31 protein-coding genes are annotated in these 26867 nt (G+C 60.6%); 28 read left to right on the top strand and 3 right to left on the bottom strand.

From position 1 onward, the window contains the following. Nucleotides 1-117: 117 nt before the first annotated feature. From rpoC to fusA, 4 genes are all read left to right on the top strand, one after another. On the top strand, nucleotides 118-4518 hold the full coding sequence (gene rpoC / locus I41_RS26175; RefSeq protein ID WP_145436026.1) for a DNA-directed RNA polymerase subunit beta': 4401 nt from the start codon (nucleotides 118-120) through the stop codon (nucleotides 4516-4518). A 169-nt stretch (nucleotides 4519-4687) separates the two neighbouring features. After that, complete coding sequence (rpsL, locus tag I41_RS26170; protein ID WP_145436024.1) at nucleotides 4688-5056, top strand: 30S ribosomal protein S12; 369 nt, start codon at nucleotides 4688-4690, stop codon at nucleotides 5054-5056. A 126-nt stretch (nucleotides 5057-5182) separates the two neighbouring features. Beyond that, nucleotides 5183-5653, top strand: coding sequence for a 30S ribosomal protein S7 (rpsG, locus tag I41_RS26165; RefSeq protein ID WP_145436023.1), 471 nt, complete (start codon nucleotides 5183-5185; stop codon nucleotides 5651-5653). Nucleotides 5654-6008: 355 nt separating this feature from the next. After that, nucleotides 6009-8153 carry an elongation factor G gene (gene fusA / locus I41_RS26160; RefSeq protein WP_145436021.1) on the top strand — a complete coding sequence of 715 codons (2145 nt, stop codon included), beginning with the start codon at nucleotides 6009-6011 and terminating at the stop codon, nucleotides 8151-8153. A gap of 870 nt (nucleotides 8154-9023) precedes the next feature. On the opposite strand, the gene I41_RS26155 is transcribed toward fusA, so the two are convergent. The 3 genes from I41_RS26155 to I41_RS26145 all read right to left on the bottom strand — a co-directional run bounded on the left by I41_RS26155 (nucleotide 9024) and on the right by I41_RS26145 (nucleotide 11940). After that, nucleotides 9024-10448, bottom strand: coding sequence for a hypothetical protein (locus I41_RS26155; protein ID WP_168207168.1), 1425 nt, complete (start codon nucleotides 10446-10448; stop codon nucleotides 9024-9026). Nucleotides 10449-10572: 124 nt separating this feature from the next. Then, complete coding sequence (locus I41_RS26150) at nucleotides 10573-11490, bottom strand: ABC transporter ATP-binding protein (RefSeq protein WP_145436017.1); 918 nt, start codon at nucleotides 11488-11490, stop codon at nucleotides 10573-10575. A 39-nt stretch (nucleotides 11491-11529) separates the two neighbouring features. After that, nucleotides 11530-11940, bottom strand: coding sequence for a GntR family transcriptional regulator (locus I41_RS26145; RefSeq protein WP_145436015.1), 411 nt, complete (start codon nucleotides 11938-11940; stop codon nucleotides 11530-11532). A 222-nt stretch (nucleotides 11941-12162) separates the two neighbouring features. Here I41_RS26145 and I41_RS26140 point away from each other — a divergent pair, with 222 nt between their 5' ends. From I41_RS26140 to map, 24 genes are all read left to right on the top strand, one after another. Further along, nucleotides 12163-12699: a hypothetical protein gene (locus I41_RS26140; protein ID WP_145436013.1), complete on the top strand. Its 537-nt coding sequence runs from the start codon at nucleotides 12163-12165 to the stop codon at nucleotides 12697-12699. Between the two features lie 291 nt (nucleotides 12700-12990). Beyond that, a complete protein-coding gene (gene rpsJ / locus I41_RS26135; protein ID WP_145436011.1) occupies nucleotides 12991-13314 on the top strand; it encodes a 30S ribosomal protein S10 in 324 nt (107 codons plus the stop codon). A gap of 216 nt (nucleotides 13315-13530) precedes the next feature. Further along, nucleotides 13531-14184 (top strand): 50S ribosomal protein L3, encoded by a 654-nt coding sequence (gene rplC / locus I41_RS26130; protein ID WP_210421256.1) that lies wholly within the window; start codon nucleotides 13531-13533, stop codon nucleotides 14182-14184. A 67-nt stretch (nucleotides 14185-14251) separates the two neighbouring features. Next, a complete protein-coding gene (gene rplD, locus I41_RS26125; protein ID WP_145436007.1) occupies nucleotides 14252-14902 on the top strand; it encodes a 50S ribosomal protein L4 in 651 nt (216 codons plus the stop codon). A 74-nt stretch (nucleotides 14903-14976) separates the two neighbouring features. Further along, nucleotides 14977-15291: a 50S ribosomal protein L23 gene (gene rplW / locus I41_RS26120; protein ID WP_145436005.1), complete on the top strand. Its 315-nt coding sequence runs from the start codon at nucleotides 14977-14979 to the stop codon at nucleotides 15289-15291. A gap of 103 nt (nucleotides 15292-15394) precedes the next feature. Then, on the top strand, nucleotides 15395-16258 hold the full coding sequence (rplB, locus tag I41_RS26115; RefSeq protein WP_145436003.1) for a 50S ribosomal protein L2: 864 nt from the start codon (nucleotides 15395-15397) through the stop codon (nucleotides 16256-16258). Between the two features lie 100 nt (nucleotides 16259-16358). Next, nucleotides 16359-16628: a 30S ribosomal protein S19 gene (gene rpsS, locus I41_RS26110; protein ID WP_145436001.1), complete on the top strand. Its 270-nt coding sequence runs from the start codon at nucleotides 16359-16361 to the stop codon at nucleotides 16626-16628. Nucleotides 16629-16727: 99 nt separating this feature from the next. Continuing rightward, on the top strand, nucleotides 16728-17054 hold the full coding sequence (rplV, locus tag I41_RS26105) for a 50S ribosomal protein L22 (protein ID WP_145435999.1): 327 nt from the start codon (nucleotides 16728-16730) through the stop codon (nucleotides 17052-17054). A 115-nt stretch (nucleotides 17055-17169) separates the two neighbouring features. After that, complete coding sequence (rpsC, locus tag I41_RS26100; RefSeq protein WP_145435997.1) at nucleotides 17170-17865, top strand: 30S ribosomal protein S3; 696 nt, start codon at nucleotides 17170-17172, stop codon at nucleotides 17863-17865. Next, nucleotides 17804-18214: a 50S ribosomal protein L16 gene (gene rplP, locus I41_RS26095; RefSeq protein ID WP_145435995.1), complete on the top strand. Its 411-nt coding sequence runs from the start codon at nucleotides 17804-17806 to the stop codon at nucleotides 18212-18214. The genes rpsC and rplP overlap by 62 nt, the downstream gene beginning before the upstream one ends. A gap of 97 nt (nucleotides 18215-18311) precedes the next feature. Beyond that, entirely contained in the window at nucleotides 18312-18518 is a 207-nt protein-coding gene (gene rpmC, locus I41_RS26090) for a 50S ribosomal protein L29 (protein WP_145435993.1), read from the top strand. A 12-nt stretch (nucleotides 18519-18530) separates the two neighbouring features. Further along, nucleotides 18531-18836, top strand: coding sequence for a 30S ribosomal protein S17 (gene rpsQ, locus I41_RS26085; RefSeq protein WP_145435991.1), 306 nt, complete (start codon nucleotides 18531-18533; stop codon nucleotides 18834-18836). A gap of 106 nt (nucleotides 18837-18942) precedes the next feature. Beyond that, nucleotides 18943-19311 (top strand): 50S ribosomal protein L14, encoded by a 369-nt coding sequence (gene rplN / locus I41_RS26080; protein ID WP_145435989.1) that lies wholly within the window; start codon nucleotides 18943-18945, stop codon nucleotides 19309-19311. A gap of 118 nt (nucleotides 19312-19429) precedes the next feature. Beyond that, nucleotides 19430-19777 (top strand): 50S ribosomal protein L24, encoded by a 348-nt coding sequence (gene rplX / locus I41_RS26075; RefSeq protein ID WP_145435988.1) that lies wholly within the window; start codon nucleotides 19430-19432, stop codon nucleotides 19775-19777. Nucleotides 19778-19848: 71 nt separating this feature from the next. Continuing rightward, the gene (gene rplE, locus I41_RS26070; RefSeq protein ID WP_145435986.1) at nucleotides 19849-20454 is read left to right on the top strand and encodes a 50S ribosomal protein L5; all 606 of its coding nucleotides are present in this window, start codon (nucleotides 19849-19851) and stop codon (nucleotides 20452-20454) included. Nucleotides 20455-20503: 49 nt separating this feature from the next. Next, nucleotides 20504-20689, top strand: a complete 186-nt coding sequence (locus tag I41_RS26065) for a type Z 30S ribosomal protein S14 (protein WP_145435984.1) — start codon at nucleotides 20504-20506, stop codon at nucleotides 20687-20689. A gap of 149 nt (nucleotides 20690-20838) precedes the next feature. Continuing rightward, entirely contained in the window at nucleotides 20839-21240 is a 402-nt protein-coding gene (gene rpsH, locus I41_RS26060) for a 30S ribosomal protein S8 (protein WP_145435983.1), read from the top strand. 108 nt (nucleotides 21241-21348) lie between these two features. Then, nucleotides 21349-21891, top strand: coding sequence for a 50S ribosomal protein L6 (gene rplF, locus I41_RS26055; RefSeq protein WP_145435981.1), 543 nt, complete (start codon nucleotides 21349-21351; stop codon nucleotides 21889-21891). A 72-nt stretch (nucleotides 21892-21963) separates the two neighbouring features. Next, complete coding sequence (gene rplR, locus I41_RS26050) at nucleotides 21964-22332, top strand: 50S ribosomal protein L18 (protein ID WP_145435979.1); 369 nt, start codon at nucleotides 21964-21966, stop codon at nucleotides 22330-22332. 100 nt (nucleotides 22333-22432) lie between these two features. Further along, on the top strand, nucleotides 22433-22990 hold the full coding sequence (rpsE, locus tag I41_RS26045) for a 30S ribosomal protein S5 (protein ID WP_391524820.1): 558 nt from the start codon (nucleotides 22433-22435) through the stop codon (nucleotides 22988-22990). A 138-nt stretch (nucleotides 22991-23128) separates the two neighbouring features. Next, nucleotides 23129-23638, top strand: a complete 510-nt coding sequence (rplO, locus tag I41_RS26040; RefSeq protein WP_145435977.1) for a 50S ribosomal protein L15 — start codon at nucleotides 23129-23131, stop codon at nucleotides 23636-23638. 188 nt (nucleotides 23639-23826) lie between these two features. Beyond that, nucleotides 23827-25188, top strand: a complete 1362-nt coding sequence (secY, locus tag I41_RS26035; protein WP_145435975.1) for a preprotein translocase subunit SecY — start codon at nucleotides 23827-23829, stop codon at nucleotides 25186-25188. A gap of 139 nt (nucleotides 25189-25327) precedes the next feature. After that, the gene (locus I41_RS26030; RefSeq protein WP_145435973.1) at nucleotides 25328-25888 is read left to right on the top strand and encodes an adenylate kinase; all 561 of its coding nucleotides are present in this window, start codon (nucleotides 25328-25330) and stop codon (nucleotides 25886-25888) included. Beyond that, complete coding sequence (gene map, locus I41_RS26025; RefSeq protein ID WP_246133760.1) at nucleotides 25888-26730, top strand: type I methionyl aminopeptidase; 843 nt, start codon at nucleotides 25888-25890, stop codon at nucleotides 26728-26730. Before I41_RS26030 ends, map begins: the two co-directional genes overlap by 1 nt. Nucleotides 26731-26867: the final 137 nt, after the last annotated feature.

Below are 26867 nucleotides of genomic sequence, written 5' to 3'. Positions count from 1 at the left end.
TCAGATCAAGCGGCGCTACTGGACTGGTCGCTTCAGCGACCAGTCCGGCGCGCCAAGCGACTCGGGACAGAGACTATAAACCACGGCCTCACGGCCATGTTCCAGCGAGGAACGAATATGAGCATTCTAGAAGGCGCGAACTACGACCGCGTGAACGACTACGGCTCGGTGAAAATCAGCCTGGCTCGCCCGCACGACATTCGGAGCTGGTCGTTCGGCGAGGTGAAGAAGCCGGAGACGATCAACTACCGCACCTACCGTCCGGAAAAAGACGGCTTGTTCTGCGAGCGCATCTTTGGCCCGGAGAAGGACTGGGAATGCGCGTGCGGCAAGTACCGCGGCATGAAGTACAAGGGGATGATCTGCGACCGCTGCGGGGTGAAGGTCACCCATAGCCGCGTTCGTCGCAAGCGGATGGGCCACATCGAGTTGGCCGCGCCGATCGTCCATATCTGGTTTTTCAAGGCGATGCCGAGCCGGCTCGGCAGCCTGCTGGCGATGAAGACGACCAGCCTGGAGAAGGTGATCTACTTCCAGGATTACGTGGTCATCGATCCGAAGGAAACCGCTCTGAAGCCGCAGCAACTGCTGACGGAAGAAGAGTACCGCGCGGCGCGTGAGCAGTACGGCGAGAACGGCTTCGAAGCCGACATGGGCGCCGAGGCGATCCGCAAGCTGCTGCAGAATCTCGACCTGGTAAAGCTCAGCGAGCAACTCCGCGTCGATCTGCGCGAGACGGGCTCGAAGCAAAAGGCCAAGGACCTGATCAATCGGCTGAAGACCGTCGAGTCGATCCGCGACTCCGACAACAAGCCGGAGTGGATGGTTCTGGACGTGATCCCGGTGATCCCGCCCGATCTCCGTCCGCTGGTGCTGCTCGACAGCGGCAACTTCGCGACGAGCGATTTGAACGACCTTTACCGGCGCATTATCAATCGCAACAACCGTCTGAAGAAGCTGGTCGACCTCAACGCCCCGGAAGTCATCATTCGCAACGAAAAGCGGATGCTGCAGCAATCGGTCGACGCGCTGTTCGACAACAACCGCTGCAAGCGGCCGGTGCTCGGCAGTTCGAACCGCCCGCTCAAGTCGCTCACCGACATGATCAAGGGCAAGCAGGGTCGCTTCCGCGAGAACCTGCTCGGCAAGCGCGTCGACTATTCGGCTCGCTCGGTGATCGTCGTCGGTCCGCGGCTGAAGCTCCATCAGTGCGGTCTCCCTAAGAAGATTGCGCTGGAGCTGTACCAGCCCTTCATCATTCGCCGGCTCAAGGAACTCGGCCACGCCGACACGATCAAGTCGGCGAAGAAGATGCTGGAGCGCAAGGACGACGAGGTGTGGGATATCCTCGAAGAGGTGATCACCAACCACCCGGTGCTCCTCAATCGCGCCCCGACGCTCCACCGCATGGGCATTCAGGCGTTTGAGCCCACGCTGGTGGAAGGCAACGCCATTCAGTTGCATCCGCTGGTTTGTCGCGGCTTCAACGCCGACTTCGACGGCGATCAGATGGCGGTCCACTTGCCGCTGTCGATTGAAGCCCAGGTCGAAGCCCACACGTTGATGATGTCGACGCACAACATCTTCAGCCCCGGCAACGGCTCGCCGATTATCAGCCCGTCGCAAGACATCGTCATGGGTTGCTATTACCTGACGATGGGCGTCCCCGAAGAAAAGGGAGACGGCATGGCGTTCAGCTCGTTCAGCGAGTTGCACACCGCCTACGCCGCCGGCAAGGTCGGCACCCACGCCCGCATCAAGGTGCGGCTGCCGAAGGACCGCTGCATGCGGGAAGACTTCGACAAGAAGAAGGGCTTCGGCAAGCGCGTCGACACCACCGTCGGCCGCGTCTTGTTCAACGAAATCCTGCCGAAGGGGATGCCGTTCTACAACATCGCGATGCGGTCGAGCGAATTGGCTCGCGTCATTAGCGACTGCTACGAAATCCTCGGCCGGCGTCAGACGATCGAGTTGCTCGACGACATGAACCAGATCGGCTTCCGTCAAAGCACGCTCAGCGGTTTGTCGTTCGCTACCGACGACCTGATCACGCCTGATACGAAGGGCAAGATCATCGGCGAAGCCGACAAGATGGTCATGAAGTTCAACAAGCTGTTCCAGCGCGGCGTGATCACCGAACTGGAACGGTACAACTCGGTGCTCGACGCCTGGACGCATGCTCGCGAACAGATCACGTCCGAAATGATGTCGCGACTTGAAAGCGACTTCCGCACCGGCGGCTACGTCAACCCGATCTTCCTGATGGCCCACTCCGGCGCCCGCGGCGGCGTCGAACAGATGCGGCAGCTCGGCGGTATGCGTGGTCTGATGGCTAAGCCGTCAGGCAAGATTATCGAGACGCCGATCAAGGCGAACTTCCGCGAAGGCCTCACGGTGCTCGAGTACTTCTCCAGCACCCACGGCGCCCGCAAGGGCTTGGCTGACACGGCTCTGAAGACGGCCGACTCAGGGTACCTGACCCGCAAACTGGCCGACGTCGCTCAGAACGTCGTCGTCACGATGGAAGACTGCGGCACGACCCAAGGCATTACCAAGGGCATCATCTACCGCGGCGAAAAGGTGGAAGTGAACCTGGTCGACTCGATCCGCGGCCGCGTCAGCCGGGCGAACATCGTCAACCCGATCACCGACGAAGTGATTGTGCACGAAAACGAGCTGATCACCGGCGAGATTGGTCGCAAGATCGAGCAGATGGGCCTGGAGAAGATTCAGGTTCGCAGCCCGATGACCTGCGACGCGTCGCTTGGCGTTTGCCGCCGCTGCTACGGCATGGACCTTTCGACCGGTTCGATGGTTGAAGAAGGGATGGCCGTCGGCATCATCGCGGCTCAGTCGATCGGCGAGCCCGGCACGCAGCTGACGATGCGGACGTTCCACATCGGCGGCACGGGCCAGCACTCGGTCGAAGATAGCGACATCAAGGCCAAGAAGGGGGGCATCGCGAAGACCGCCCGCCTGAAGATGGTGACCAACGACGCCGGCCAGCAGGTTGTGCTTTCGCGCAACGGCGAAATTGCCCTGGTCGACGAGAAGGGACGCGAGGTCGAGAAGTACGAAGTACCGACCGGCGCCGTGCTGCAAGTGAAGGAAGACGAAGTCGTCAAAGCGGGCCAAGTGATCTGCGAATGGGATCCGCACAGCATTCCCATCATCGCCGAGACGGGCGGCCGGATTCGCTACGAAGATCTCGTCGAGGGCGAGACGATGCGCGGCGAGAAGGACCCCAGCGGCAAGATGCGCTTCGTCATCCTGGAGCACAAGGGCGATATGCATCCGCAGCTCGTCGTTGAAGATCCGGCCGACGGCAAGATCCTCGACTTCTATTACATGCCTGAACGGGCCCATATTGAAGTCGACGAAGGTCAGGTCATTACTCCCGGTACGCTCGTGGCGAAGACGCCGCGCGAAGCCTCCGGCACGCAGGACATCACCGGCGGTCTGCCGCGGGTGACCGAAATCTTCGAAGCACGCAAGCCCAAGGATCCGGCGGTCATCGCCGAGATCGACGGCCAGGTCGAGCTGTTGGGCGAGAAGAAGCGCGGCAAGCGTTCAATCATCGTCCGCAGTGAAACGGGCATCGAGCGCGAGCACTTGGTGTCGCACTCGAAGCACTTGCGCGTCCACGCCGGCGACCACGTCCGTGCGGGCGAAGCGCTCGTCGACGGGCCGCTCGTGCCGCATGACATCCTGCGGATTTCCGGCGAAGAGGCCGTGCAGCAGTATCTCACTCGCGAGATTCAGAACGTCTATCGCAGTCAGCGCGTCGAAATCAACGATAAGCACATCGAGATCATCGTGTCGCAAATGCTGCGAAAGGTGAAGATCGAATCGCCCGGCGATACCGATCTGCTGCCGGGCGCCGTCATGGACAAGTTCGACTTCCGCAGCGCCAACGAAGCGGTGGCGAAGTGCCTGAAGATCACTCACCGCGGCGACAGCGAGTTCGCCGAGGGTTCGGTGGTGCCGAAGGAAGTGATCGAGCAGGCCAACGCGACGATCGAATCGCTGGGCGGCGACGTCGCCAAGGGAACGAAGCCGAAGATGGCGACCGCCAGCACCCAGCTCTTGGGCATCACCAAGGCGTCGGTGCAGTCGGGCAGTTTCATCTCGGCGGCGAGCTTCCAGGAAACGACGAAAGTCCTCACCGAAGCGGCGCTCGCGGGTCGCACCGACTACCTGGTCGGGTTGAAGGAAAACGTCATCTTGGGGCACTTGATTCCGGCCGGTACTGGCTTCAAGTCGATCCACGAATCGGAAGTGCGGATTCAGCCGTCGGCCTTGGAAGCTCTCGCCTCCGAGAAGGAACGCGTGCTGGAGCGTTCGTTCCCGCTGCTGGAATCGGCGCTCCGCGCGGGCGGGGACGGGGCGGGACCGACCACGGTTTCGGACGGCAACGGCGAGCGATCGGCGGCCCGGCCGGCAGCGCCGACCGGTCTCGACGCATTGCTGGGCGGCATTCCCGGTCCGGCTGGCGCCGAGGATTTGGACGACGAGTAAGAGAAATTGCGGGAGCAAGTCGGCCCCCGGAGCACGACCGGAGGCGAAACGCCCGATGTCGACGCCGCCAAACGGCCGTTGACAGGGCTTCCCGTTGCGATAAATTGATTGGTTCCACCCGTTTCGGCGGGTTCATTTAGCTTCGATAAGAGCCTTAGGCTACCACCCCATGCCCACGATCAACCAATTAGTCCGCAGCCGTCGTCGGCCGAAGCGGAAGTTCAGCAAGTCGCCGATCCTCGATCGCTGCCCCTTCAAACGCGGGGTCTGCTTGCAGGTGCGCACGATGACGCCGAAGAAGCCGAATTCGGCTCTCCGGAAGATCACCCGCGTGCGGTTGTCGAACGGCAAGGAAGTCACGGTCTACATCCCGGGCGAAGGCCACACGCTGCAAGAACATAGCATCGTGCTGGTCCGCGGCGGCCGCGTTCGCGACTTGCCGGGCGTTCGGTACCACGTCGTCCGCGGCGCCCTCGACACGCTGGGCGTCAACGGTCGTAAGCAAAGCCGTAGCAAGTACGGCGCGAAGAAGAGCTAGGGACAGAGTGAGTAGGTGAGTAAGTTAAGCCTCGCCGTCATCCTTACCTACTCACCTAAGCACTCACTCACTAGCCGATTCATCGGCGATCCATACACGAAGCATTAACCTCACATTGGTCAGCCCATGGGCCGCATTACCGCCAGCCGCAAGCAACTGAAGCCAGATCCGGTCTACGGGTCGATCCTCGCCAGCAAGTTCATCAACTGCCTGATGTACGACGGCAAGAAGAGCACCGCCCAGGCGGTGTTCTACGACGCGATGGATCTGATCAAGGAGCGTCTTCCGGACGCCGAGCCGATCGAAGTCTTCCAGCAGGCGCTGGAGAACGTGAAGCCGTCGATCGAGGTTCGCTCGAAGCGCGTCGGCGGCGCTGCGTACCAGGTGCCGATGCAGGTGAACCGCGTCCGTCAGCAGTCGCTCGCGATTCGCTGGGTGCTGATCGCGATCCGCGAAAAGAAGGGCCGCGCAACCGCCCAGAAGCTGGCCGACGAACTGGTCGCCGCATACAACCGCGAAGGCGCCGCCGTGAGCCGCCGCGAAAACGTCCACCGCATGGCCGATGCGAACAAGGCGTTTGCCCACTTCGGCTGGTAGTCGGTTTCGAGTCAACGAGCTAGGGGCTGAGGATCAGGGCGCTGCGAGCGCCTTCATCCCCGGCCCCTAGCTTTTTTTATGCGCTGAAGAGTTGAACCGCCAAGGACGCCAAGGACGCCGAGGGATAATCGCTGATTGAACCACGACGGCACGACGAGCACGCCGGAAATGCAAGTATCGCGGGTGGTCGTTGCGGTAGGCGTCGTTACAGAGTGAAAGATACAATCGGTAATCTTCGTTATTTGTATTTCGTCGTGCCCGTTGTGACGTCGTGGTAAGTCACCCTTTCTCGTAGACCTAACTCGATTCCTCCTTGGCGTCCTTGGCGTCCTTGGCGGTTAAATCCTAAACAGCCATGGCCACCGACCTCTCCAAAATTCGCAACATCGGCATCATCGCCCACATCGACGCCGGCAAGACGACGGTGACCGAGCGGATGTTGTTCGCCTCGGGGGCGAAGCACCGCGCCGGCGAGGTCGATCGCGGGACGACGACGACCGACGACGACGCCGAGGAGGCGGAGCGGGGGATCACGATCTATAGCGCGTGCGTCGCGTTCCCGTGGAAAGTGGCGTCGAACCCCGGCATGCCGTTGAAGCAGGTCGACGTCAACCTGATCGATACGCCGGGGCACGTCGACTTTACGGCCGAAGTCGAGCGGAGCCTGCGGGTGCTCGACGGGGCGGTGATCGTCTTCAGCGCTCGCGAGGGGGTCGAGGCCCAGAGCGAAACAGTCTGGCGGCAGGCCGATAAGTATCACGTGCCGCGGATCGCGTTCATCAACAAGCTCGATCGCGAGGGGGCGAATTTCGACACGCTGATCGAAGAGATCCGCGACCGGCTCGGCGCCAATCCGGTCGCGCTGCAGATTCCGATAGGGCTCGGGCCGGCGCACGTGGCCAACCCGTTCCGCGGCGTGATTGATCTCATCCGGATGAAAGCCCTCACGTTTCCCGAGGGGAAAGAGGGGCGGAAGATCGTCGAGGAGGCGATCCCCGCCGAGTTCGCCGACGATGCGGCGTTGTGGCGGGATGAGCTGTTGGAAAAACTTTACAACTACAGCAACGAATTGATGGAGCTCGCTCTCGGCGGCGAGCCGATTCCTGAGCCGCTGATCCACAAAGTGATTCGCGAGGCGACGGTCCACCAGCAGATTCAGCCGATCCTGTGCGGATCGGCGCTCCATGGCATTGGCGTGCAGCCGCTCCTCGACGGCGTGGCGGCGTACTTGCCCAGCCCGCTCGAAATGCCGCCGGTCGAAGGCGTTGATCCGACCCACAAAGCCCACGGCAAGAGCAAGAAGGCGAAAGAAGGCGAAACAGAGCTGCCAAAGATCAAACGAAAGCCCGACCCAAAGGAGCCCTTCTGCGGGCTCGTCTTCAAAATCTTGCCGTACAAGACGGGCGATTTGTCGTGGGTGCGGATCTACTCGGGGACGCTCGAAGGGAACAGCCGCGTACTTAACCCCGGTAAGGACCTGAAGGAAAACGTCGCCCAGCTGTGGCGGATTCATGCGAGCAAGAAGGACGAGCAGCTCACGTCGGCGACGGCCGGCGACATCGTGGGCGTGATCGGGCTGCGCGAGTCGGTGACCGGCGATACGCTGTGCGATACGCGTGAGCCGATCCTCTTGGAGTCGATCGAGTTTCCGCAGACGGTCATCTCGATGGCGATCGAGCCGGAGAGCACGGCCGACAAGAAGAAGCTGTCGGAAACGCTCGACATGTTGCGGAAGCAAGACCCGACGTTCACGGCCAGCGAGAACGAAGAGACGGGTCAGACGCTCATCAGCGGCATGGGCGAGTTGCATCTGGAAGTGATCCAGCATCGGTTGCAGCGGGACTTCAAACTAAACGTTAAGGTCCATAATCCGCGAGTCAGTTATCGCGAGACGATTCGCACCGCGGCCGAGGCCGAGGGAGAGTGCCGGCGGCTGATCAACGGCGTGCAGCACACGGGCAAGGTGCTGGTCAAGGTCGAGCCGGCGCCGAACGCGGCGGAAGTGGTCGTCCGGGCAGCGCCGAGTCATGGTCTGCCGGGCGAGTATCTCGCGGTGGTGATGGAGGAGCTCGAAAACGCCGCTCAAGGGGGGGGCGCTTTCGGGTTCCCGCTGATGTGGCTGAAGGTGACGCTGCTGGGAGGCGAGGTTCACGAGACCGAAAGCAGCGACATCGCCTTCCGCACCGCGGCCAACCTGGCGTTCGATGCGGCGGTCCGCGAGGCCGGGACGGTGCTGCTCGAGCCGATCATGAAGCTCGAGATCAGCACGCCCGACGAGCATGTGGGCGACCTGGTGAGCGACCTGCAGCAGCGGCGGGCGATCATCAATCACACGCAGTCGCGGGGTCATCTCACGGTGCTCCACGCCGAGGCCCCGCTGGCGAACCTGTTCGGCTACTCCAGCGCCATGCGGAGCTTGAGCCAAGGCCGAGCGAGCTGCTCGATGACGCCGAGCACGTATGCAGCGGCGCCGGACGAGGTGCTGAAGCGGTTTTTGTAGGGGTGATCCGTGATCGGAAGTCCCCCTTGTCGCTTTCTGTCGCTGCTTTGTCGTCGAGCGATTTTTGGCGACAGAAGTCAATCATAGCTAAACCGTTTGTCGGTCAGCGTCTGCGTCGACAAAAAAATTGCATTCTGTCGCCTTTGTCGCGACAGAGGAGTGCTGTCGTCGCGGGATGATTGAACGGCAGCATTATTGTCGTTTGGCCTCGCCTGGCGCCAATGCGATTTTTGGCGACAGAAATCGAGGCGTCTTATTCCTAGGCCTCACTTGAAGTTGCGTCGCTGATCGCGATGAATTGTGTCGCTTCTGTCGCGACAGTAGGAGCGGCAGGCGGCTTGTCGCCGCTGACGACGTCATCGACATGGCCGAGGCGGCCAAGATGGCCAAGGAGGCCAACGAAACCTGTTGGCCGAATCGGACAACACAAAAGCTCCCATACTCTGGCGATGCGCGCAGCGGCTGCGCTATCCGCCGCGAAGTTGGGATGGCTCTGGGCGGATGGTTGAGAATCGGATTGCCAAAGAACGTGAATATACATCCGTATACATATCGGCTTGGGTGGCCATTTTCAACGGAAAACTGTTCGGAATTTGGCGGCGATCATTGGACTTCGTCGTGGGGCCGGCCTCCGGTTCGAAGAACCGGAGGCTAATGTGGGGCGGGCGGGGGCCGTAACTAGCTGAGGCGGGCGAATTCGCCCTTGCTACTCGACCTTCCAGGCGCGGCTCCGCGAGGCGACTCTTTGCCCTTGGGCTTCGACCCGCCAACGGCACTGCGGAGCCGCGCCTTCTTTTCTTGCCTTTGCTTGCTGGCGTCGGTCGATGGCGAGCTATGTTTTGGCCCCTCGCTGTTTTTAGACGGCTGGCTCTAGCGATTGCCGAATTCGCGGTCTCGCCAGTTTGTTCGAGCAAGAGCAATTAGGCTCACGCCAACAGCGGCGAAGAATGCGGCGGCGATCAGAACGCCCATGTTTGATTGGCCGGGGTTCAGGCTCGACCAAAAGCCCGGCAGGCCAACGCAGACGGCGACGCTGGGGGCTCCGACGATAAATGCGGCGAAGAAGCCTGGCGTCAGCGCCCCTATCAAGGCGGCTCCGTTTCCAAAGAGGAGGCAGGAAAGTGAGATAAAAACATAGACCGTCATCGTCGATTGAGAGGGAGGCTCAAGGTACTCCCAGGGAAGAAACTTCAGCGCGGCCAGGGCAGCAGCGTGGGCTACAAGCCACCAGCGAATTGAAGATCGCAGGGCGTTGTAGATCAGTGCATTGGCGAACGTCTGATTTGTCATGGGCAGCAATCGCTCGAACGCCATCTGCGGAATTCGATTGGCGAGGCTGACGGCAGGCGCCAGGGCGGCGGCCAGCGTTAGAAAAGGGAGAGTGCTCGTCATGAACTCCCAGTTTGACTGATCGAAGCTAATAGACTCTTCGCTTCGCCAGAGGATGATGACGCCGATAGCTAGCAGGGGAACAAGTTGGAGGGCGCCGCCTGGTGCATTGCTCGAAGTGCGAGCGATGCCCGTGCGAACTTTGGCATAGACTCCCGCGTTTCGCATCCGACTAATTTGTCGATCAAGTCGGGAGGAGTTCCAGGCGAGTTGCAGCCAATGGGGGCGACTGGCGGGGCCGAGTTGCTTTTCCTCGGCGGTCTTGCCGAAGCGCCAGTCAGTGCGTTTCAAGAAGGCGAGGGGAAGTCGCGTTCCCTCTTCGCGTCCCGACGATGCGTCGAAGGCATGAAGACCGATTGTCCGCCACGAGACGGCGGCAATTGCAACCAGCACGGGAAGTCGGAACCCTTCGGCCAGCATCCATGGTTTGACGAAAGCTGCGTCAAGATCGAGCTGAAACAAGATGATAAACGGGACGATCAACCCCGTCATTGATGGGAAGAGAAGTCCAGCGCCCAGGAGTGCGCAAACGGCCAGTAGAAACCAGGGAGATATCGACGCGAGCGCGGCAATTGTGCAGGGGACGATAGCCATCGTGATGACGGCGACGACTAGAAGGAAGAGAAGATGAGGGGTTCGATAGCCAGGGAGCAGCGCCGCCTGCGGATTATCAAACTGCCAGAGGATGGCGTGCTGGCGAACTTGGAGATAGGGGAACAGGCATAACGCAAAGACGGGGAAGATGAGGGTCGGCAGCGTGAGGCTTGTAGTACCAGGCGGATTCGATACCCAGTCTGCCAACGAATAGAGGGCGAATAGCATTAGGACTGCGCCTAGTAACCAACTCCACGGCTTCGGCCGGGAGAGGTGATGGATAGTGACTTGTTGGAGTTGGCGGAGCGTCATGGGAGGCCGTGGCGGTTGATGGCGGCGTGGAGGGTGTCGGGGACCTATTGCCACTGGGGAGTCAGTCGTGAACGTGGAACCGCCAGTGGCAATAGGTCCCCGACACCGTTTGGTTCACGCTCCGTTAGCGCGTCACGGCTAATGTGGGGGATCCTGCCGCGTGCATTTCGACGAAGATCTCTTCCAGGTTTAGGTCGTGGACGGTGACGTCGGCGCTCCACGCGGTGCGGAGGTGGTCGGCCAGTTGCTCGTCGAAGTCGTTGACGCTGACGGTCGCCACGGCGCCGGCGACTTCGCAGCGGAGTGCGCCGGGGATTTTGAACGATTGCGGCAGGTCGTGCGCCGCGGCGATGCGTAGTCGCTTGACGCGGTCCTTGAGTTCGTCGAGTTCGCCGTAGTAAGCAATGCGCCCGTCTTTCAGGATGGCGACGCGGTTGGCGACTCGTTCAAGGTCGCTGGTGATGTGGGTGCTGAACATGATCGTGCGGCGCGGATTGTCGACGATTTCTAGAATCGTGCGCAGGAACTCGCGGCGAGCAGACGGATCGAGGCCTGCGACGGGTTCGTCAAGCATGAGCAATTCTGGTTCGTGGCCAAGGGCCAGCACGATGGCGAGCGATTGGAGTTGGCCCACTGAGAGGGGACCGACGCGTTCTTCCAACGGGAGTCGCCAGCGCTGGCAGAGCTCGTCGACGAGGCGCTGATTCCAGGTCGGATAGAAGGCGGCTGTGTACGCGATGACCTGTCGGACTCTCATCCACGGATAGGTGACGGCTTCCTGCGGGACGTAGCCGAGACGGGCCTTCACGCCGGCGGAGAGGTTCCAGGAGTCGTCGCCGAGGACTGTGACGCTGCCGGCTGTGGGACGCAGGAGGCCGAGCGAGCACTTGAGCAAGGTGCTTTTGCCGCTGCCGTTCTGGCCGAGCAGGCCGAGGACAGTGCCGGGAGGGATGGAGAGATTAACGCCTCGCAGGACGCGTTTTGTTGGGTAGTCCCCGAACGATTTTTCGAGGGCGTCGATTGCAACGACTGGGGGAGTCATTGGTATTGGTCTTGCTGGATGCTGGTGATCGGATTGGCGCTAGTCGTTGGAGTGACGGGCGGCTTGTTCTTCGAGGAGTTGATCGACCGCTTTGTGGATCTGTTGGTCAGTGAGCCCGAGTTGGAGAGCGCGATGGATGGCGGGGGCGGCGAGGTCGCGGAATTCTTGACGGCGTTCGCGTAAGGGGCCTCCCGTGTTGGGTTCGAGGATGCGCATGCCTTGGCCGCGCACACGTTCGACGACTCCTTCGATTTCCAGGCGGGAATAGGCCTTGCTGACGGTCATGGGATTGACCTCAGCGGCGCGAGCGACCTCTCGAACGCTGGGAAGCATGTCGCCAGGGACGAGGCGGCCTCCCGCGATGAGGGCGCGGACCTGATCGATGAGTTGCCGATAAATCGGAATTCCCGATGACGGGTGGAGCTCAAAGAGGCCAGCGCTGGGGGGCATGTGTATTAGTGTAGTGATACTGTTGGTTCTCGCAAGAGGGTGGGTATTGCAAGGAAAAGTTTATTGGCGATGTGATTTGTGGTAATTTGTGGCGGGGTGAGTCTTGGGGGGAGCGCGGGGCAGGGGACTTACGTCCCCCGCTCGCCAGGTTTTTGTGTGGAGATGCGAGCGGGGAGCGTTAGCTCCCTGTGTTTGTGATCCAATTGTTTGAGGTTCGAGGTCATGCCGCTCGCATATGATCGCCATTGGTTGTTGACGTGGACGACCTACGGGACTTGGTTGCCGGGGGATGCGCGGGGGTTTGTGAGTCCGATTTCTCGCGAGTCTGAGCATGGGAAGTGGACTCGTGAGAACCGACCGGGGGTGGCCTATGACCAGGATCTGCCGGAGCGATTGGAGCAATCGCGGCAGTTGTTGAAGGGGGCGCCGGTGTTTTTGCGGTTGCCGCAGGCGGAGTTGTTGTTGGGGCAGTTTGGGGAGACGGCAATCCATCGCGGGTGGGGGCTGTTGGCGGCGGCGGTGATGCGGGCGCATGCGCATCTGGTAGTGGGCGTGACGGGGGATCCGGAGCCGGACGCGCTGTTGCGAGACTTCAAGGCTTATGGGAGTCGGGCGCTCAATCGACGGTTTTCTCGGCCGGAAAGCGGGACTTGGTGGACAGAGGGCGGGTCGCGTGCGGTATGTGGCTCAGCAGGAAAAGGCTTTAGTGGCTTGGGTGGATGCGGGGTGGGACTGAGTGCTGGGGGAGAGTGGCGATAAGCGGTAGGGGGTGCGTGAGATTGGCGAGGGGGCTTTGCGGGGACATTGCAGGGGACTTACGTCCCCCGCTCGCCGGTTTCTTGTTTCTTGAAGTTCTGGATTGGACCCGTTGACACCCTTCTAAATCCGCCATAGAATCCGCGGTTCGTCCCTGCTTTTGGGGATGGACTATGGATCTTTGAAACATTGCTGTCGCACGGGGCCTGGCCCCCGAGACGGACTATGCCGGGGCTCCTTTTTCGGCGTTTATCTGCCGAAATTTGAGTGGCTGGCCGATAAAGGGGCATCGCAGTGGCTGCGTCGCGGGAAGTCATTCGGATTCGGATGGAGGCCTACGATCACTCGGTCCTAGACCAGAGTGCGGCGGAGATTGTTGATACGGCCAAGCGGACCAATTCCGAGGTTCATGGGCCGATTCCGTTGCCGACCCGGATTGAGCGGTACACAGTGCTCTCTGGTCCGCACGTCGACAAGAAGGCCCGGCAGCAATTTGAAATCCGTACGCACAAGCGGGTGATCGATATCGTTCAGGCGACCGCCAAGACGATCGAGGCGCTCAATAAGTTGAGCTTGCCGGCGGGTGTGGATATCAAGATCAAGGCGACGGCGGGCTGATCTCGATGCGGGCCCTAAGTTGTTGGCTCGCAATGATTTAAGTTATTCGCTTACTGTTTTTCAGTCACCGATCAATAGCAATTAACCTATGCCGTGGAAGTTGGGTGGGTAAGCCGGGTTGATCCCGTGTCTCCTGCCTGACGAGCACCAGCTTTAGGATGACCAACGATGGCCGCTGCTGAGCGCGTCCCGGGTATTCTGGGTCGCAAAATTGGAATGACGCAGGTTTACGACGAGCAGGGCAATGTCGTGCCGGTGACCGTCGTTCAGGCGGGTCCCTGCGACGTTCTGCAGGTGCGGACGACCGATCGTGATGGTTATGAAGCGGTGCAGCTAGGTTATCTCGATAAGCCCCGTCGGTTGGCCGCCCGCAGTGAGCGGGGTCACGTCGCCAAGCTCGAGAGCAAGCGGGCCAAGTCGCGGGCCGCCGCGGGCGTTGAAGCGATTGCCAAGGCCGGGTGCGAGCCGAAGCGGTTCATTCGCGAAATTCGGGGCGGGGCCGGCGATCTGCAAGTCGGATCCAAGATCGACGTCTCGGCTCTCGAGGGCGTCGCTCGGGTTGACGTCGTGGGGACCAGTAAAGGTCGCGGCTTCTCTGGCGCCATGAAGCGTCACAACTTCCATGGCCAGCGTGCCACGCACGGCGTGAAGAAGTGTCACCGTGCCTTGGGCGGCACCGGCGCCAGCGCCTTCCCCAGTCGTCTGTTCAAGGGGAAGAAGATGCCTGGTCAGTATGGCGCCGCTCGCTGCACGATGCGGAATCAAAAGCTGGTAAAGGTCGACGCGGAGCAGAATTTGTTGCTCATTCGCGGGGCCGTGCCGGGGCCGAACGGCGGGTATGTCGTCGTTCAGCAGACGAACAAGATGTAGGCGAGCGGAGTGAAACCTTGCTCGCCGGGGCCGAGACGGCCCGGCTCGCTTCAACGAAGAACGAATCATGCCAAAGCTCAACGTACACGACGTCAAGGGTAAGAAGGTCGGCACCTACAATATTGAGGTGACGGATCTTGCTCCGCGGATCAACAAGCAGTTGTTGCACGACGCGGTGGTGATGTACCAATCGAACTTGCGTCAGGGATCGCACAAGACGAAGAACCGGCACGAAGTCTCTGGTTCGACGAAGAAGATGTACCGCCAGAAGGGAACGGGCAATGCTCGCGCGGGTCACCGCAAGAGCGGCATCCGTCGCGGCGGCGGTCACATGAAGCAAATTCATCCGCGCGATTATTCGTACTCGCTGCCCCGCAAGGCGCTGCAGTTGGCCACGCGCATGGCCCTGGCCTCGAAGGTGCGTGACGACGAGATTGTGCTGATCGACAAGCTGGAGTTCGCCGCTCCGAAGACCAAGGAAATGGCCGGCATCCTCAAGACGCTGGGCTGCGAGGGGCAATCGGTGTTAGTGGCGACTTCGGGCTACGATGTGAACGTGTACAAGAGCGGTCGGAACATCGATCGGGTGAACGTCGCTCCGGCGAGCGACTTGAACGCCCATTCGGTGTTGACCGCGAAGCGCGTGTTGATGACGACCGCGGCCTTGGATGCGTTCAAGGCAAAGGCGGCGTCTTCGGCGAAGGCCGCGGCGAATTAATTGAAACCAGCGGCGAGGGCGGCGACGCCTGAGCTTGCGGAGGACTTCCTCCGGTTTGTGGAGAAGGGTGAGTCATGCCACGTCACGTACCAGCTTCGACGAGCATTACGCTGGAGCCGCACCAGGTGATTGTAAAGCCTCTGGTGACGGAAAAGGGGATGCACAAGTCGACTCGCAACAACGCCTACGCGTTCGAGATCAATCGTCTCGCGACGAAGGAAGACGTGAAGCGAGCGGTGGAATCGTTGTTCGAGGTGAAGGTGATCAAGGTGGCGACCCAGAACCGCAAGGGGAAGGTTCGCCGCACGCGATTCCGCCTCGGTCAGACGAAGGATTGGAAGAAGGCGATCGTGACGCTCGACGGCGAAAGCCGGATCAACTTCTTCTAGGAATAGCGGTCAGCTGTCAGCGATCAGCTGTCAGCCTGATGGAGAGATACGATTTAAGTCGTCTGGCTAAACGCTGGCGGCTGAAAGCTGAAAGCTAAATCAAATGGGCATTCGCAAATTAAACCCGATTACTCCCGGCATGCGTGGCGCCACGGTCAGCGATTTCGCTGAGCTGACGCCCGGCGCGAAGCCGGAGAAGTCGTTGCTGCGTCCGAAGGTGAAGACCGGCGGCCGGAACAACCAGGGTAAGATTACCGCCCGTCATCGCGGCGGCGGCCACAAGCAGCAGTACCGGATGATCGACTTCCGGCGGAACAAGGACGGCGTGCCGGCGAAGGTGGATTCGATTCAGTACGATCCGAATCGGACCGCCCGCATCGCGCTGCTGTTCTACGCTGACGGCGAGAAGCGATACATCATCGCCCCCGGCGGTCTGAAGGCTGGCGATGAAGTGATGAGCGGCCCCGACGCCCCGGCCAAGGTGGGCAACTGCCTGCCGCTGACGAAGATTCCGCTGGGCACGGCGATTTTTAACATTGAGCTGCGGCCTGGTCGCGGCGGCGTGCTGTGCCGCAGCGCCGGCGCCAACGCGACGCTGATGGCTCGCGAAGCGGAGTGGGCTCAGATCTCGCTGCCGAGCGGCGAAATTCGGCGTATTCCGTCGGCTTGCCGTGCGACGATCGGCGAGTCGAGTAACTCGGATCACTTCGGCATCGTGTTGGGCAAGGCGGGTCGCAGCCGCTGGATGGGCATTCGGCCTTACGTTCGCGGTACCGCAATGAACCCGATCGACCATCCGCACGGCGGCGGCGAGGGTCGCACCAAGGGTGGTCGCCACCCGGTGAGCCCGCAAGGCAAGAGCGCTAAGGGCGGGATGACGCGGAAGCGTCGGAAGCCGTCGAACAAGGCGATCGTGCGTCGTCGTCGTAGTCGTCGCTACGGCGTCCAGAAGTTGGTGACGAAGTAGGGAAGCGGTCAGCTGTCAGCGATCAGCTGTCAGCCGGACGGGATACACAGATCACAAGTCGTTTGGCTAAAAGCTGACGGCTGAACGCTGAGAGCTAATTATGGGACGTTCAACAAAAAAGGGTCCTTACGTCGACCCGAAGTTGTATCAAAAGGTCGAGAAGCTCAACGACGTGGGTCGTAAGGATCCGCTGACGACTTGGGCGCGGGCTTGCACGATCATTCCGGAGTTCGTCGGCCACACGTTCATGGTTCACAACGGCAAGGCCCACCTGAAGGTCTTCGTCACGGAAGACATGGTGGGGCACCGTTTGGGCGAGTTCTCGCCGACGCGGAACTTCCGCGGACACGGCGGCAAGGCGAAGAAGTAAGGTAGCGGTCAGCTGTCAGCGATCAGCTGTCAGCAACGCGAAAGAAGTAAGGAATCAGTGGTCTGGCTGATCGCTGAGAGCTGAAAGCTGAAGGCTAACATGGCTTACACTGCAACACATCGGCACGCCCAGATCAGCGCCCGCAAGGTGCGCCCGTTGGCGGACTTGATTCGCGGGAAGCGGGTTGACGAGGCATTGGCACTGCTGAAGTACCAGCCGCAGCGCGGCGCGCGGATGCTGGAGAAGGTGCTGCAAAGCGCCGTCGGCAACGCGGACGACCGCCGGGCTCCGAACTTGGGCGGCCTGCGAATCGTTGACGCGCGGATTGACGGCGGTCCGATGGTCAAGCGGGTGCGGCCAGGCGCTCGCGGCATGGCGCACATCATTAAGAAGCGGATGGCGCACATCAAGATTTCGATTGAGTAGTAGGGGAGTGAGTAGGTGTTTAAGTGAGTAGGTAGCACACTTACTCACCTAAACACCTACTCACCGCGACGTCGCCGACACTCACGCACAGTTTTTTCATACCTGAGACCATCCTATGGGTCAAAAAGTCAATCCAATCGGTTTCCGCACCGGGATCATGCTCGGCTGGAAGAGCCGCTGGTATGCTTCGAAGAAGGAATTCGCCGATCTGCTGATGGAAGATCAGAAGATCCGCAAATTCGTTCACACGAAGTACAAGTTTGCCGGCATCCCGAAGGTGGAAATCGAGCGGACGCGCGACGAAGTGAAGGTGATCCTGCACGCGGCTCGGCCCGGCGTGATCATCGGTCGCAAGGGTCAGGAGGTCGAGCAGTTGCAGGACGAACTGCAGAAGCTGGTCGGCCGCCGGATCAACATCAAGATTGAAGAAGTCAACCGCCCTGAGCTGCAAGCTCAGCTGGTGGCTGAGGATATTGGCGAGCAGCTGAGCAAGCGGGCGAGCTTCCGTCGGACGATGAAGCGTTCGGTGGAGCAGACCATGGAGGCTGGCGCCAAGGGAATCAAGGTGCAGCTGGCCGGTCGCCTCGGCGGTTCGGAAATGGCGCGCCGCGAAAAGCAGATTGCCGGGTCGATTCCGCTGAGCACCTTGCGAGCGAACATCGATTACGGAATTACGGAAGCCATGACCGCGCAAGGTCATATCGGCATCCAAGTGTGGATCAACCAAGGCATGTTTGAGGACCAGACCGATGGCGCTGATGCCCAAGAGGGTCAAGCACAGAAAAAGCCAAAGAGGGCGTATAAGAGGTAACGCCACGCGCGGCAATCGCGTCGTCTTCGGCGAGTATGGCTTGCAGGCCGAACAAGGCGGCTGGCTAAGCGCTCAGACGATCGAGGCCGGGCGTATCGCTGCCCAGCAGTACATCCGCGGCGAAGGCAAATTGTACATTCGCGTGTTTCCGCAGAAGTCGGTCACGTCCATTCCGCTCGAAACCCGCATGGGTAAGGGCAAGGGCGAACCCGAATACTGGGCGGCGGTGATCAAGCCAGGCACGATTTTGTACGAGCTGAGCGGCGTCGGCGAAGCGGCTGCGAAGTTGTGCCTCGCGCGGTTGGCTCACAAGATGCCGGTCCGCGTGCGGATGGTGAAGAGAGGTTAATTAGGAGCGGTCAGCGGTCAGTTGTCAGCATTCCGCCCGACAAGGGCGAATGCGGCGTCTGGCGGAAAGCTGAGCGCTGAAAGCTGAGAGCTTTAATATGAGCAAAGCCAAAGAACTGCGAGATATGAGCGACGAGCAGCTTGATCTGACTGCGAAAGAGGCGGTCGATAAGCTGTTTCGCGCCCGGGTGCAGTCGCAGACCGAGCGTCTCGACGCCCCGAGCGAGCTGAAGCGTCAGCGTCGTTTGATCGCCCGCGTGAAGACCATTCAAACAGAGCGGCTGCAGGCGGCCGCAGCGAAGTAGAGCGATTAAGACATGCCCAAAAAACAGCTAACCGGCGTCGTCGTGAGCGACAAGTGTGCGAAGACTCGGCGGGTCGAAATCGACCGCCTGGTGCCGCATCCCAAGTATGGCAAGTTCATTCGTCGCAAGACGGTGTGCCACGTTCACGACGAGAACAACGAGTCGGGCATCGGCGACACGGTGGAGATCATCGAGTGCCCGCCGAAGTCGCGTCTGAAGCGTTGGGACCTGATCCGGGTGGTGGAAAAGAGCAGTGCGGTCGACATCGCCGCAATGCGAGCCGCGGCGAAGCAGGCGCAAGAGGCAGGCGAGGGTTGAGGGGCGCAGGTTGATCGGCTTGTCGTTTGATAGTGCCGGTCCCGCGGATACGAGACAAGTTGACTGGCGACGGCGATGACCGAAGCCACATGAACGAGAGTCAGCCATGATCCAAATGGAAAGCCGCCTTGCCGTCGCCGACAACACGGGCGCCAAGGAAGTGATGTGCATCAAGGTGTTGGGCGGCAGCCGCCGACGTTTTGCTCACTTGGGCGACGTCATCGTCTGCAGCGTGAAGAGCGTCATTCCGGGCAGCGACGTCAAGAAGAAGGCGGTCGTTCGCGGAGTGATCGTGCGTTTGCGGTCGCCGACGCGTCGGAACGACGGCAGCTATGTGCGGTTCGACAACAACGCCGTCGTGCTGATCGACAAAGATAACAACCCGCGCGGGACGCGCATCTTCGGCGCCGTCGCCCGCGAACTCCGCGACCGTCGGTTCATGAAGATCGTGAGCCTCGCGAACGAAGTGGTGTAAGCAGACAGTATTAGTTAGCGGACATTAACGAACGTGGAGCCCTCTCACGACGAATGAGGGGACTCAAGAGTTCGTCGAGTTTTTGGAATTCGTCAAACGCCAAACGGCAGTTCGAATCATGTTGATCAAGACAGGCGACACAGTAGAAGTCATCGCCGGCGCCGACAAGGGCAAGCAGAGCCGCGTTATCGAGGTGCTGCGTGCCGACGGCAAGGCGCTGGTTGAGGGCGTCGCAAAGGTTTACAAGCACGTCCGCCGCAGCCAGAAGCACCCGCAAGGGGGCCGGCTGAGCAAAGAGGCGCCGATTCAGCTATCGAATCTCGCGTATTTCTGCAGTGCGTGCAGCAAGGCGACGCGCCTCGGCTCGCGTTTTAAGGACGACGGGTCGAAGGAACGCTTCTGCAAAAAGTGCGGAGCCTCGGCTGGCGAGCTAGCTCCGGCGAAGAAGGCTCACGCGAAGAAGTAAACGAGTTTAAGACAAAATTTACCGGGGTCGGGGACGACCCGGCTCGCTGCTAAACGTGAAAGTTGATTGAGATGGCTAAAGCCGCAACCAAAGCTGCCAAGTCCGACGGGGAAGTGCCGGTCCCGCGGTTGAAGGAACGTTTCGAGAACGAGATTCTTCCGGCCATGCGGGAGAAGTTCGGCCGCGAGAATCGTTTGTCGCTGCCGCGGATCCAGAAGATCGTGGTGAGCATGGGCGTCGGCAGTGCGATGAGCGACAAAAAGCACATCGAAGAAGCCGCGTCGGCGCTCACCGACATCACCGGCCAGAAGGCGCTGATCTGCAAGGCGCGGAAGTCGATAGCAAACTTCCGCCTGCGCGAAGGCGTGGCCATCGGGGCCAAGGTGACGCTCCGGGGCGCGCGGATGTACGAGTTCCTCGATCGGTTGATTTCGATCGCGTTGCCGCGCGTGCGCGACTTTCGCGGGTTGAAGCTCAATGCGTTCGACGGTCACGGCAACTACAGCCTGGGCCTGACCGAGCAGTTGGTCTTCCCGGAACTGAACCCCGACAAGTACCTCCGCCCGCAAGGGATGAACATCGCGATTTGCTGTTCGGCTGGTTCGGACGACGAATCGCGGGAAATGTTGCGATTGTTCGGTTTGCCGTTCAAGAATCCTGATGAAGCGGCTGCTTAGGACGTCGGTCCGACGGTTTGGGCGCTTCAAGTTTTTGTGAGATTAATCTGTGGCTAGCAAATCAAAGATCGCGAAGGCGAACCGGACGCCGAAGTTTTCGACGCGTCGCGAGTCGCGTTGCAAATTGTGCGGCCGTCCGCGGGCCGTGTATCGCAAGTTCGGCACGTGCCGGATTTGCTTCCGCAATTTGGCGGACAAGGGCCTGATCCCTGGCGTGAAGAAGGCGAGCTGGTAGCGGAGTATTGAGATGCGTGAGTAGGTGAATATGCGAGTAAGTAAGCGATTTACTTACCTATTCACATACTCACTTACTCACCCGCTCAGATAAGCGTTAACCGGCCGATGGCCTGGTTCGCTGCGAGAAGTGATAGGAACTACAACCCTATGATGACCGACCCAATTGCCGACATGCTCACCCGCATCCGCAACGCGGTACGCGTCGAGCGTCCGGTCGTGGAAATGCCGCTGTCGAAGGTGAAGCGCGGCGTGGCCGAAGTGCTGAAGCGCGAAGGCTACATCTGGGATTTCCACGAAGAGCAACCTGATGGGCAACCGCAGAAGCAGTTGTTCATCGACCTGAAGTACGGTCCGAACGGGGAGCGCGTCATCCGCCATATCAAGCGGGTCAGCAAGCCTGGTCGGCGAGTATACAGTCGGTCGACGGACCTGCGTCCGATCCTCAACGGCCTGGGGATTTCGATCATCAGCACGAGCCGCGGCGTGATCAGCGATCGCGAAGCTCGGCAGAAGAAGCTCGGCGGCGAAGTGCTGTGCGAGCTGTGGTAAGGGAGCGATCAGCTGTCAGCGATGAGCTGACAGCCAGCGGTTAAGAGACAAGACAAGTACTTCGTCGTCTGGCTGAGAGGCTGACGGCTGATAGCTGAGAGCTAAATCATGTCGCGTATTGGCAAGAAACCGGTTCCGATTGTTGACGGCGTGAAGGTGAACGTCGCCAATCGGGAAATTACGGTCGAGGGAAAGCTCGGCAAGCTGACGTGGACCCATCGTCCCGAAGTGACGGTCGAGGTCGACGCGGCGGCGAAGGAAGTGGTCGTCACCCGTAAGAACGACGACCGGCTGCCGCGCGCCTTGCACGGACTGACCCGGGCGTTGATTCGCAACATGGTCGAAGGCGTGTCGACCGGCTACGAGAAGAAGCTCGAGATTCAAGGCGTCGGTTACCTGGCCGCCGTCGCGAAGGACGTCCTGCAATTGCGGGTCGGCTTCGCCAACGAGATTCACAAGAAGATTCCGGCTGGTCTGACCGTCACCTGTCCCGACCAGACGCACATTTCGATCAAGGGCGCCGACCGGCAGAAGGTTGGTCAGTTCGCCGCGGAAGTGCGGGCCGTTCGCAAGCCTGAACCTTACAAGGGGAAGGGCGTGCGTTACGAGGGCGAGCAAGTTCGTCGCAAGGCTGGCAAGACCGCGAAGTAATCAAGAACGCCGGGCTACCGAGGGGCAAGGCGCCTTCTCGAACAACGGCCCTCATTGCTGGATAAGAGAACCATGGAACATAACAAGGCACTCGGCAAGCAACGGCAGCGGCGGACGTTTCGCGTTCGTAAGCGGCTGAAGGGCGATGCCGAACGTCCCCGTTTGTCGGTTTGCCGAACGCTGCGGAACATCACTGCGCAGGTGATCGACGACACGGTCGGCAAGACGTTGGCGTCGGCCTCGACGGCTGACAAAGAATTGTCAAAGGCGATCAAGTACGGCGGCAACAAGGCTGCTGCCGAAGCGATCGGCAAGGCGATTGCCGAGCGTGCGGCGAAGGCTGGCGTGACGAAGGTGCGGTTCGATCGCGGGTCGTGCAAGTTCCACGGTCGCGTGGCGGCGCTAGCCGAAGCGGCCCGGGCCGGCGGGTTGGAATTCTAGTTTGGGAATAAACAAGCTGCAGCGAAAAGGCTGGGGCGAGTCGCGGGTCGAACCTGCGGCGACATGCCGTTATGGCGAACTAAAAGCGGAGTAACCACTCGTGTCCAGCGGAAGCCAAGGCCAAGACAACAGACAGCGCGGATCGAAGTCGCGCGACGGGAATCGCAACTCGGGCCCTCAAGAGAAGGTGCGCGGCGAGTTGCAGGAAAACGTCGTGAAGATCAAGCGGTGCGCCGCCGTCGTGAAGGGCGGTCGTCGGTTCAGCTTCGCGGCGATGGTCGTCGTCGGCAATGGCGACGGGAAGGTCGGCTGGGGCTACGGCAAAGCGAATGAAGTTCCGCCCAGCGTCGAGAAGGCCGTGAAGGAAGGGATGCGTCAGCAAATTGTCGTCGCCCGCGACGGCAATACGATCCCGCATTTGGTGAAGGGGCGCTATGGCGCTGCCAAGGTGGTGCTAGCTCCGGCTGGCCCTGGTACGGGCGTGATCGCCGGCGCCGCGGTGCGTGCCGTCTGTGAAGCGGCCGGGATCCACGACATCCTCACGAAGAGCTTCGGTTCGAACAATCCGGTGTCGCTGGTGAAGGCGACGATGGCGGCCTTGGAGCAGCTGCGTCCAAAGATGGACGTGGAGCGTCTCCGCGGCGTCCACCTTTCGTAGGGGGGATGGGGTGAGTAAGCGAGCGGGTGCTTATGCGAGTAGGTAAAATACCTACCTTCAAACATCCGCTCTAAAGTGATTCCTTACTCACCTACTGACTTACTCACCTACTAAATTACTAACGCATTTCACACGACCATGAATATTAGCGACGTCAATCGCGGCATCGAGAAGAACAAGAACCGCAAGCGGATCGGCCGCGGCATTGGCTCGGGTCACGGCAAGACTGCCGGCCGCGGTCACAAGGGCGCCGGGTCGCGCAACGGCAACAGCACGCGGGTGACGTTTACCGGCGGCAACATGCCGTTGGTACAGCGGATCCCCAAGCGTGGGTTCAATAACCGCTGGGGGTTGAAGGTCGTCGTGGTCAATCTGGGCCAGATCGACGAGGCCTTTGCCGCGGGCGAGGAAGTGACGCTCGAAACGCTGTCGGCGAAGAATCTGGCCCGCGGCCGGTTCGACGTGCTGAAGGTGCTGGGCGACGGCGAATTGAAGAAGAAGCTGAAGATTTCGGCACACCGGTTCAGCGAATCGGCGGCCGAGAAGATCAAGCAGGCAGGCGGCGAAATGATCTTGCTGCCGGGCCGGGCTTCGGTGGAAGATTACAAAGCAGAGAAGAAGGCTGAAAAGAAGGCCGCGAAGAAGTAGGCGCTTGGCGCCTTGCTCGGGCTGATGACGGATTACGCTAGCACGGCTGTCGCCAGTCGGCTGTCACTCGTCGGTCAACAGTGTTGCTGCTGAACGACGAGGCTGACGCTGAGGGTCGACAGCTTTTGTGCGTTGATACTTTGGTGATCAAACAAGCTTCCCGCGCGAATGCGTGACAGGATGATGCCATGTGGGAAAAGCTTCGCGTCGTTTGGCAAATTCCCGAGCTGCGCAGCAAGATCTTGCTGACGCTCGGGCTGCTGGGCGTCTATCGACTGGGCTTCCAGATTCCGCTGCCGATCGTCGACCCCAGCAAGGTCGCCACCTTCCAGAAGGCGGGCGGCATGGCCGACATCCTGAAGCAAGTGGCGGTCTTCAGCGCGAGCCAACTTGACCAGGTGACGATCTTCGGCCTGGGGATCATGCCGTATATTTCGGCGTCGATTATTTTCCAGCTCTTGGGCAGCGTCTATCCGCCGCTCGAACGACTGCAGAAGGAAGGCGAAGCGGGCCGTAAGAAGATCAACGAATATACGCGCTACGCGACAGTTTTCATCTGCATTATTCAGAGCTGGGTCTATGTGAAGTCGATCGTGCCCAATCTGGCGTACGACTCGTTCGTCGTCGATCCGACCGCCGCGTCGCGCACCCTCTTCTTTAGCTGGACGATTGTCGCCGTGTTGACGATGACCGCCGGCACGGTGTTCCTGATGTGGATCGGCGAGCAGATTGACGAGTTTGGCATCGGCAACGGCATCAGTCTGCTGATTATGGCCGGCATCCTATCGGCCATGCCCGGCGCCGGGATGCAGTTGCTTGAGCAGTCGTCGCTCGAACTCACGGGCGGCGGCGGCGAGCTAGGCATCGAGCAACTCCTGATCCTGGCGATGATGTTCGTGGCAGTGATCGTCGGCGTCGTGTTCATTACGCTCGGCCAACGGCAGATTCCGATGCAGAGCGCCAAGCATGTACGCGGTCGCCGGGTGATGGGCGGCACGCGGCAGTACCTGCCGCTGAAGGTGAATCAGGCTGGCGTCATGCCGATCATTTTCGCCAGCAGCTTGCTGATGCTGCCGGCAATTTTGTTCGGCGCCATGTCGAAGATGTTCGACGCTAACGGCTTCTGGGGCGAGCTCTTCAGCAAGCTGACGCAGATGTTCAACCGCACAGGCTTCGTCTACGCGTTGTGCTATATCGCTCTGATCTACTTCTTCTGCTTCTTTTGGACGGCAATCACGTTCAATCCGAAGGACGTGGCCGACAACTTGAAGAACTACGGTTCGTTCATTCCGGGGTATCGCCCGGGCAAGCGAACGGCTGATTACTTGGAAAAGGTGATGTTCCGCATTACGTACGTCGGCGCCGGGTTCCTCGCGCTGGTGGCGATCGTGCCGAGCATGATTTCGGGGTCGTTGAACGTCTCGCCGCTGGTGGCCAATTTTTACGGCGGCACGAGCCTGCTGATCGCAGTGAGCGTGGCGTTTGATTTGGTGCAAAAGATTGACAGTCATTTGGTGATGCGGAACTACAAGGGATTGTTGGAGTCCTAGTTCTAGGGCTAACCGCGCAAGGCACGGGCACGATATTCGGACAGGCATTGCCGATTGGGGAAGCGCCGTTAACCAATCGCAGGCGGAGCCGCGGGTAGATTGGTGGGCAGGGCTTCGTCGTCGCTTGGGTGGTTGCGTCATGCGAATCGTGCTCATCGGACCTCCTGGCGCCGGCAAGGGGACGCAGGCCAAGCGGCTCACGGAGCTGCTGGGCGTGCCCCATCTGTCGACTGGCGACATGCTTCGCGATGCGATGCGGAAGGGGACTGAAGCGGGACAGCAGGCGGCGCCGTTCATGAAGACCGGCCGACTGGTTCCTGACGATTTGGTGCATCAACTGGTGCTGGAGCGCGTGGCTCAGGCGGATTGCGCCAATGGCTACCTGCTTGACGGTTTCCCGCGAACGGCCGCCCAGGCGATCATGCTGGATAAAATGTTGGCGGAGCGGAAGACGCCGCTGGACTTGGCGGTGCTGATTCAGGTGCCGAAGGATGTGTTGCTCGAACGTCTTGCTGGCCGCGGGCGGCAAGATGACGACGAGTTGGTGATCGTGAAGCGATTGGAACAGTACGACGAGCTCACCCATCCCATGGCGGCCTACTACCAAGGGCGCGGAACGCTCCGCGAAATTGACGGTCTGGGTTCGCCGGAAGAGGTGTTCGCCAGAATTGAAACGGAGTTGAATGGCGCCCGCCACTGATGCGGATCGCCAGACGAGTAGACGCGGCGATGGTGAATCTTAAGTCGATGCGCGAAATCGGTCTGATGCGGCGAGCCGGGCTCGCCGTGTGGCAGGCCCACCAGATTGCCAGGGAGATGGTTCGGCCAGGAGCGACGACGGCGGAGATCGACCACGCCATCGGCGAGCATTTCGCACAGCTGGGCGCCGAACCGCTGTTTAAGAACTATCCGAATAGCATACGGAACAAGCCGCCCTTTCCCGCGGTTTGCTGTATGAGCGTCAACGAGGCGGTCGTCCACGGCATTCCGAACAACAAACCGTTGGTTGAAGGAGATATTTTGAGCCTCGACACCGGCTGCCGACTGGGCGGCTGGTGCGGCGACGCGGCCTACACCTACTCGGTAGGGAAGATCGCGCCGGACGTTCAGCGGCTGCTGGACGCGACCGAAGGGGTGCTGAATCTGGCGATTGAGCTGATGAGCTCGAAGAGCTACTGGAGCGCGATCGCCCGGGAGATGGCGACCTACATCCGCGATCACGGTTATTCGACGGTGGAGTGCTTCGTCGGCCACGGCATTGGGCGGGAGATGCACGAAGAACCGCAGGTGCCGAATTTCGCTAGTCGGTCGCTGCGCGGCAGCGGCGACTTTCGGATCGAGCCGGGGCTGGTGATTGCGGTGGAGCCGATGGTGAATATGGGAACCAAGCGAGTGAAGATGCTGGCTGACACGTGGACTCAGGTGACGGCCGACGGCAAGCCGAGCGCCCATTTTGAGCATACGGTGGCGATCACGCCGGATGGGCCGACGCTGTTGACGGTGGCGCCGACGCCGGCCGAGTTAGAAAAAGCAGCAATTTAGTTGGATGATTGTGCGATTTGTGGTCTCGGGCCCGCAGGGGTCCGGGGGAATAGGTATTTTTCCGGGCGACGGAGGCCTTGAAGGGTCGACTGTCAAGCGGCTATATTGCACCGTTTCCCCAGAAACGGTTGCGGACG

Origin of the sequence: Lacipirellula limnantheis, from assembly GCF_007746075.1 — a bacterium.
In the GTDB taxonomy this organism is placed as follows: domain Bacteria; phylum Planctomycetota; class Planctomycetia; order Pirellulales; family Lacipirellulaceae; genus Lacipirellula; species Lacipirellula limnantheis.
Note: the sequence above shows the minus strand (reverse complement) of the source record. Positions and strands in the feature narration are given on the sequence as shown.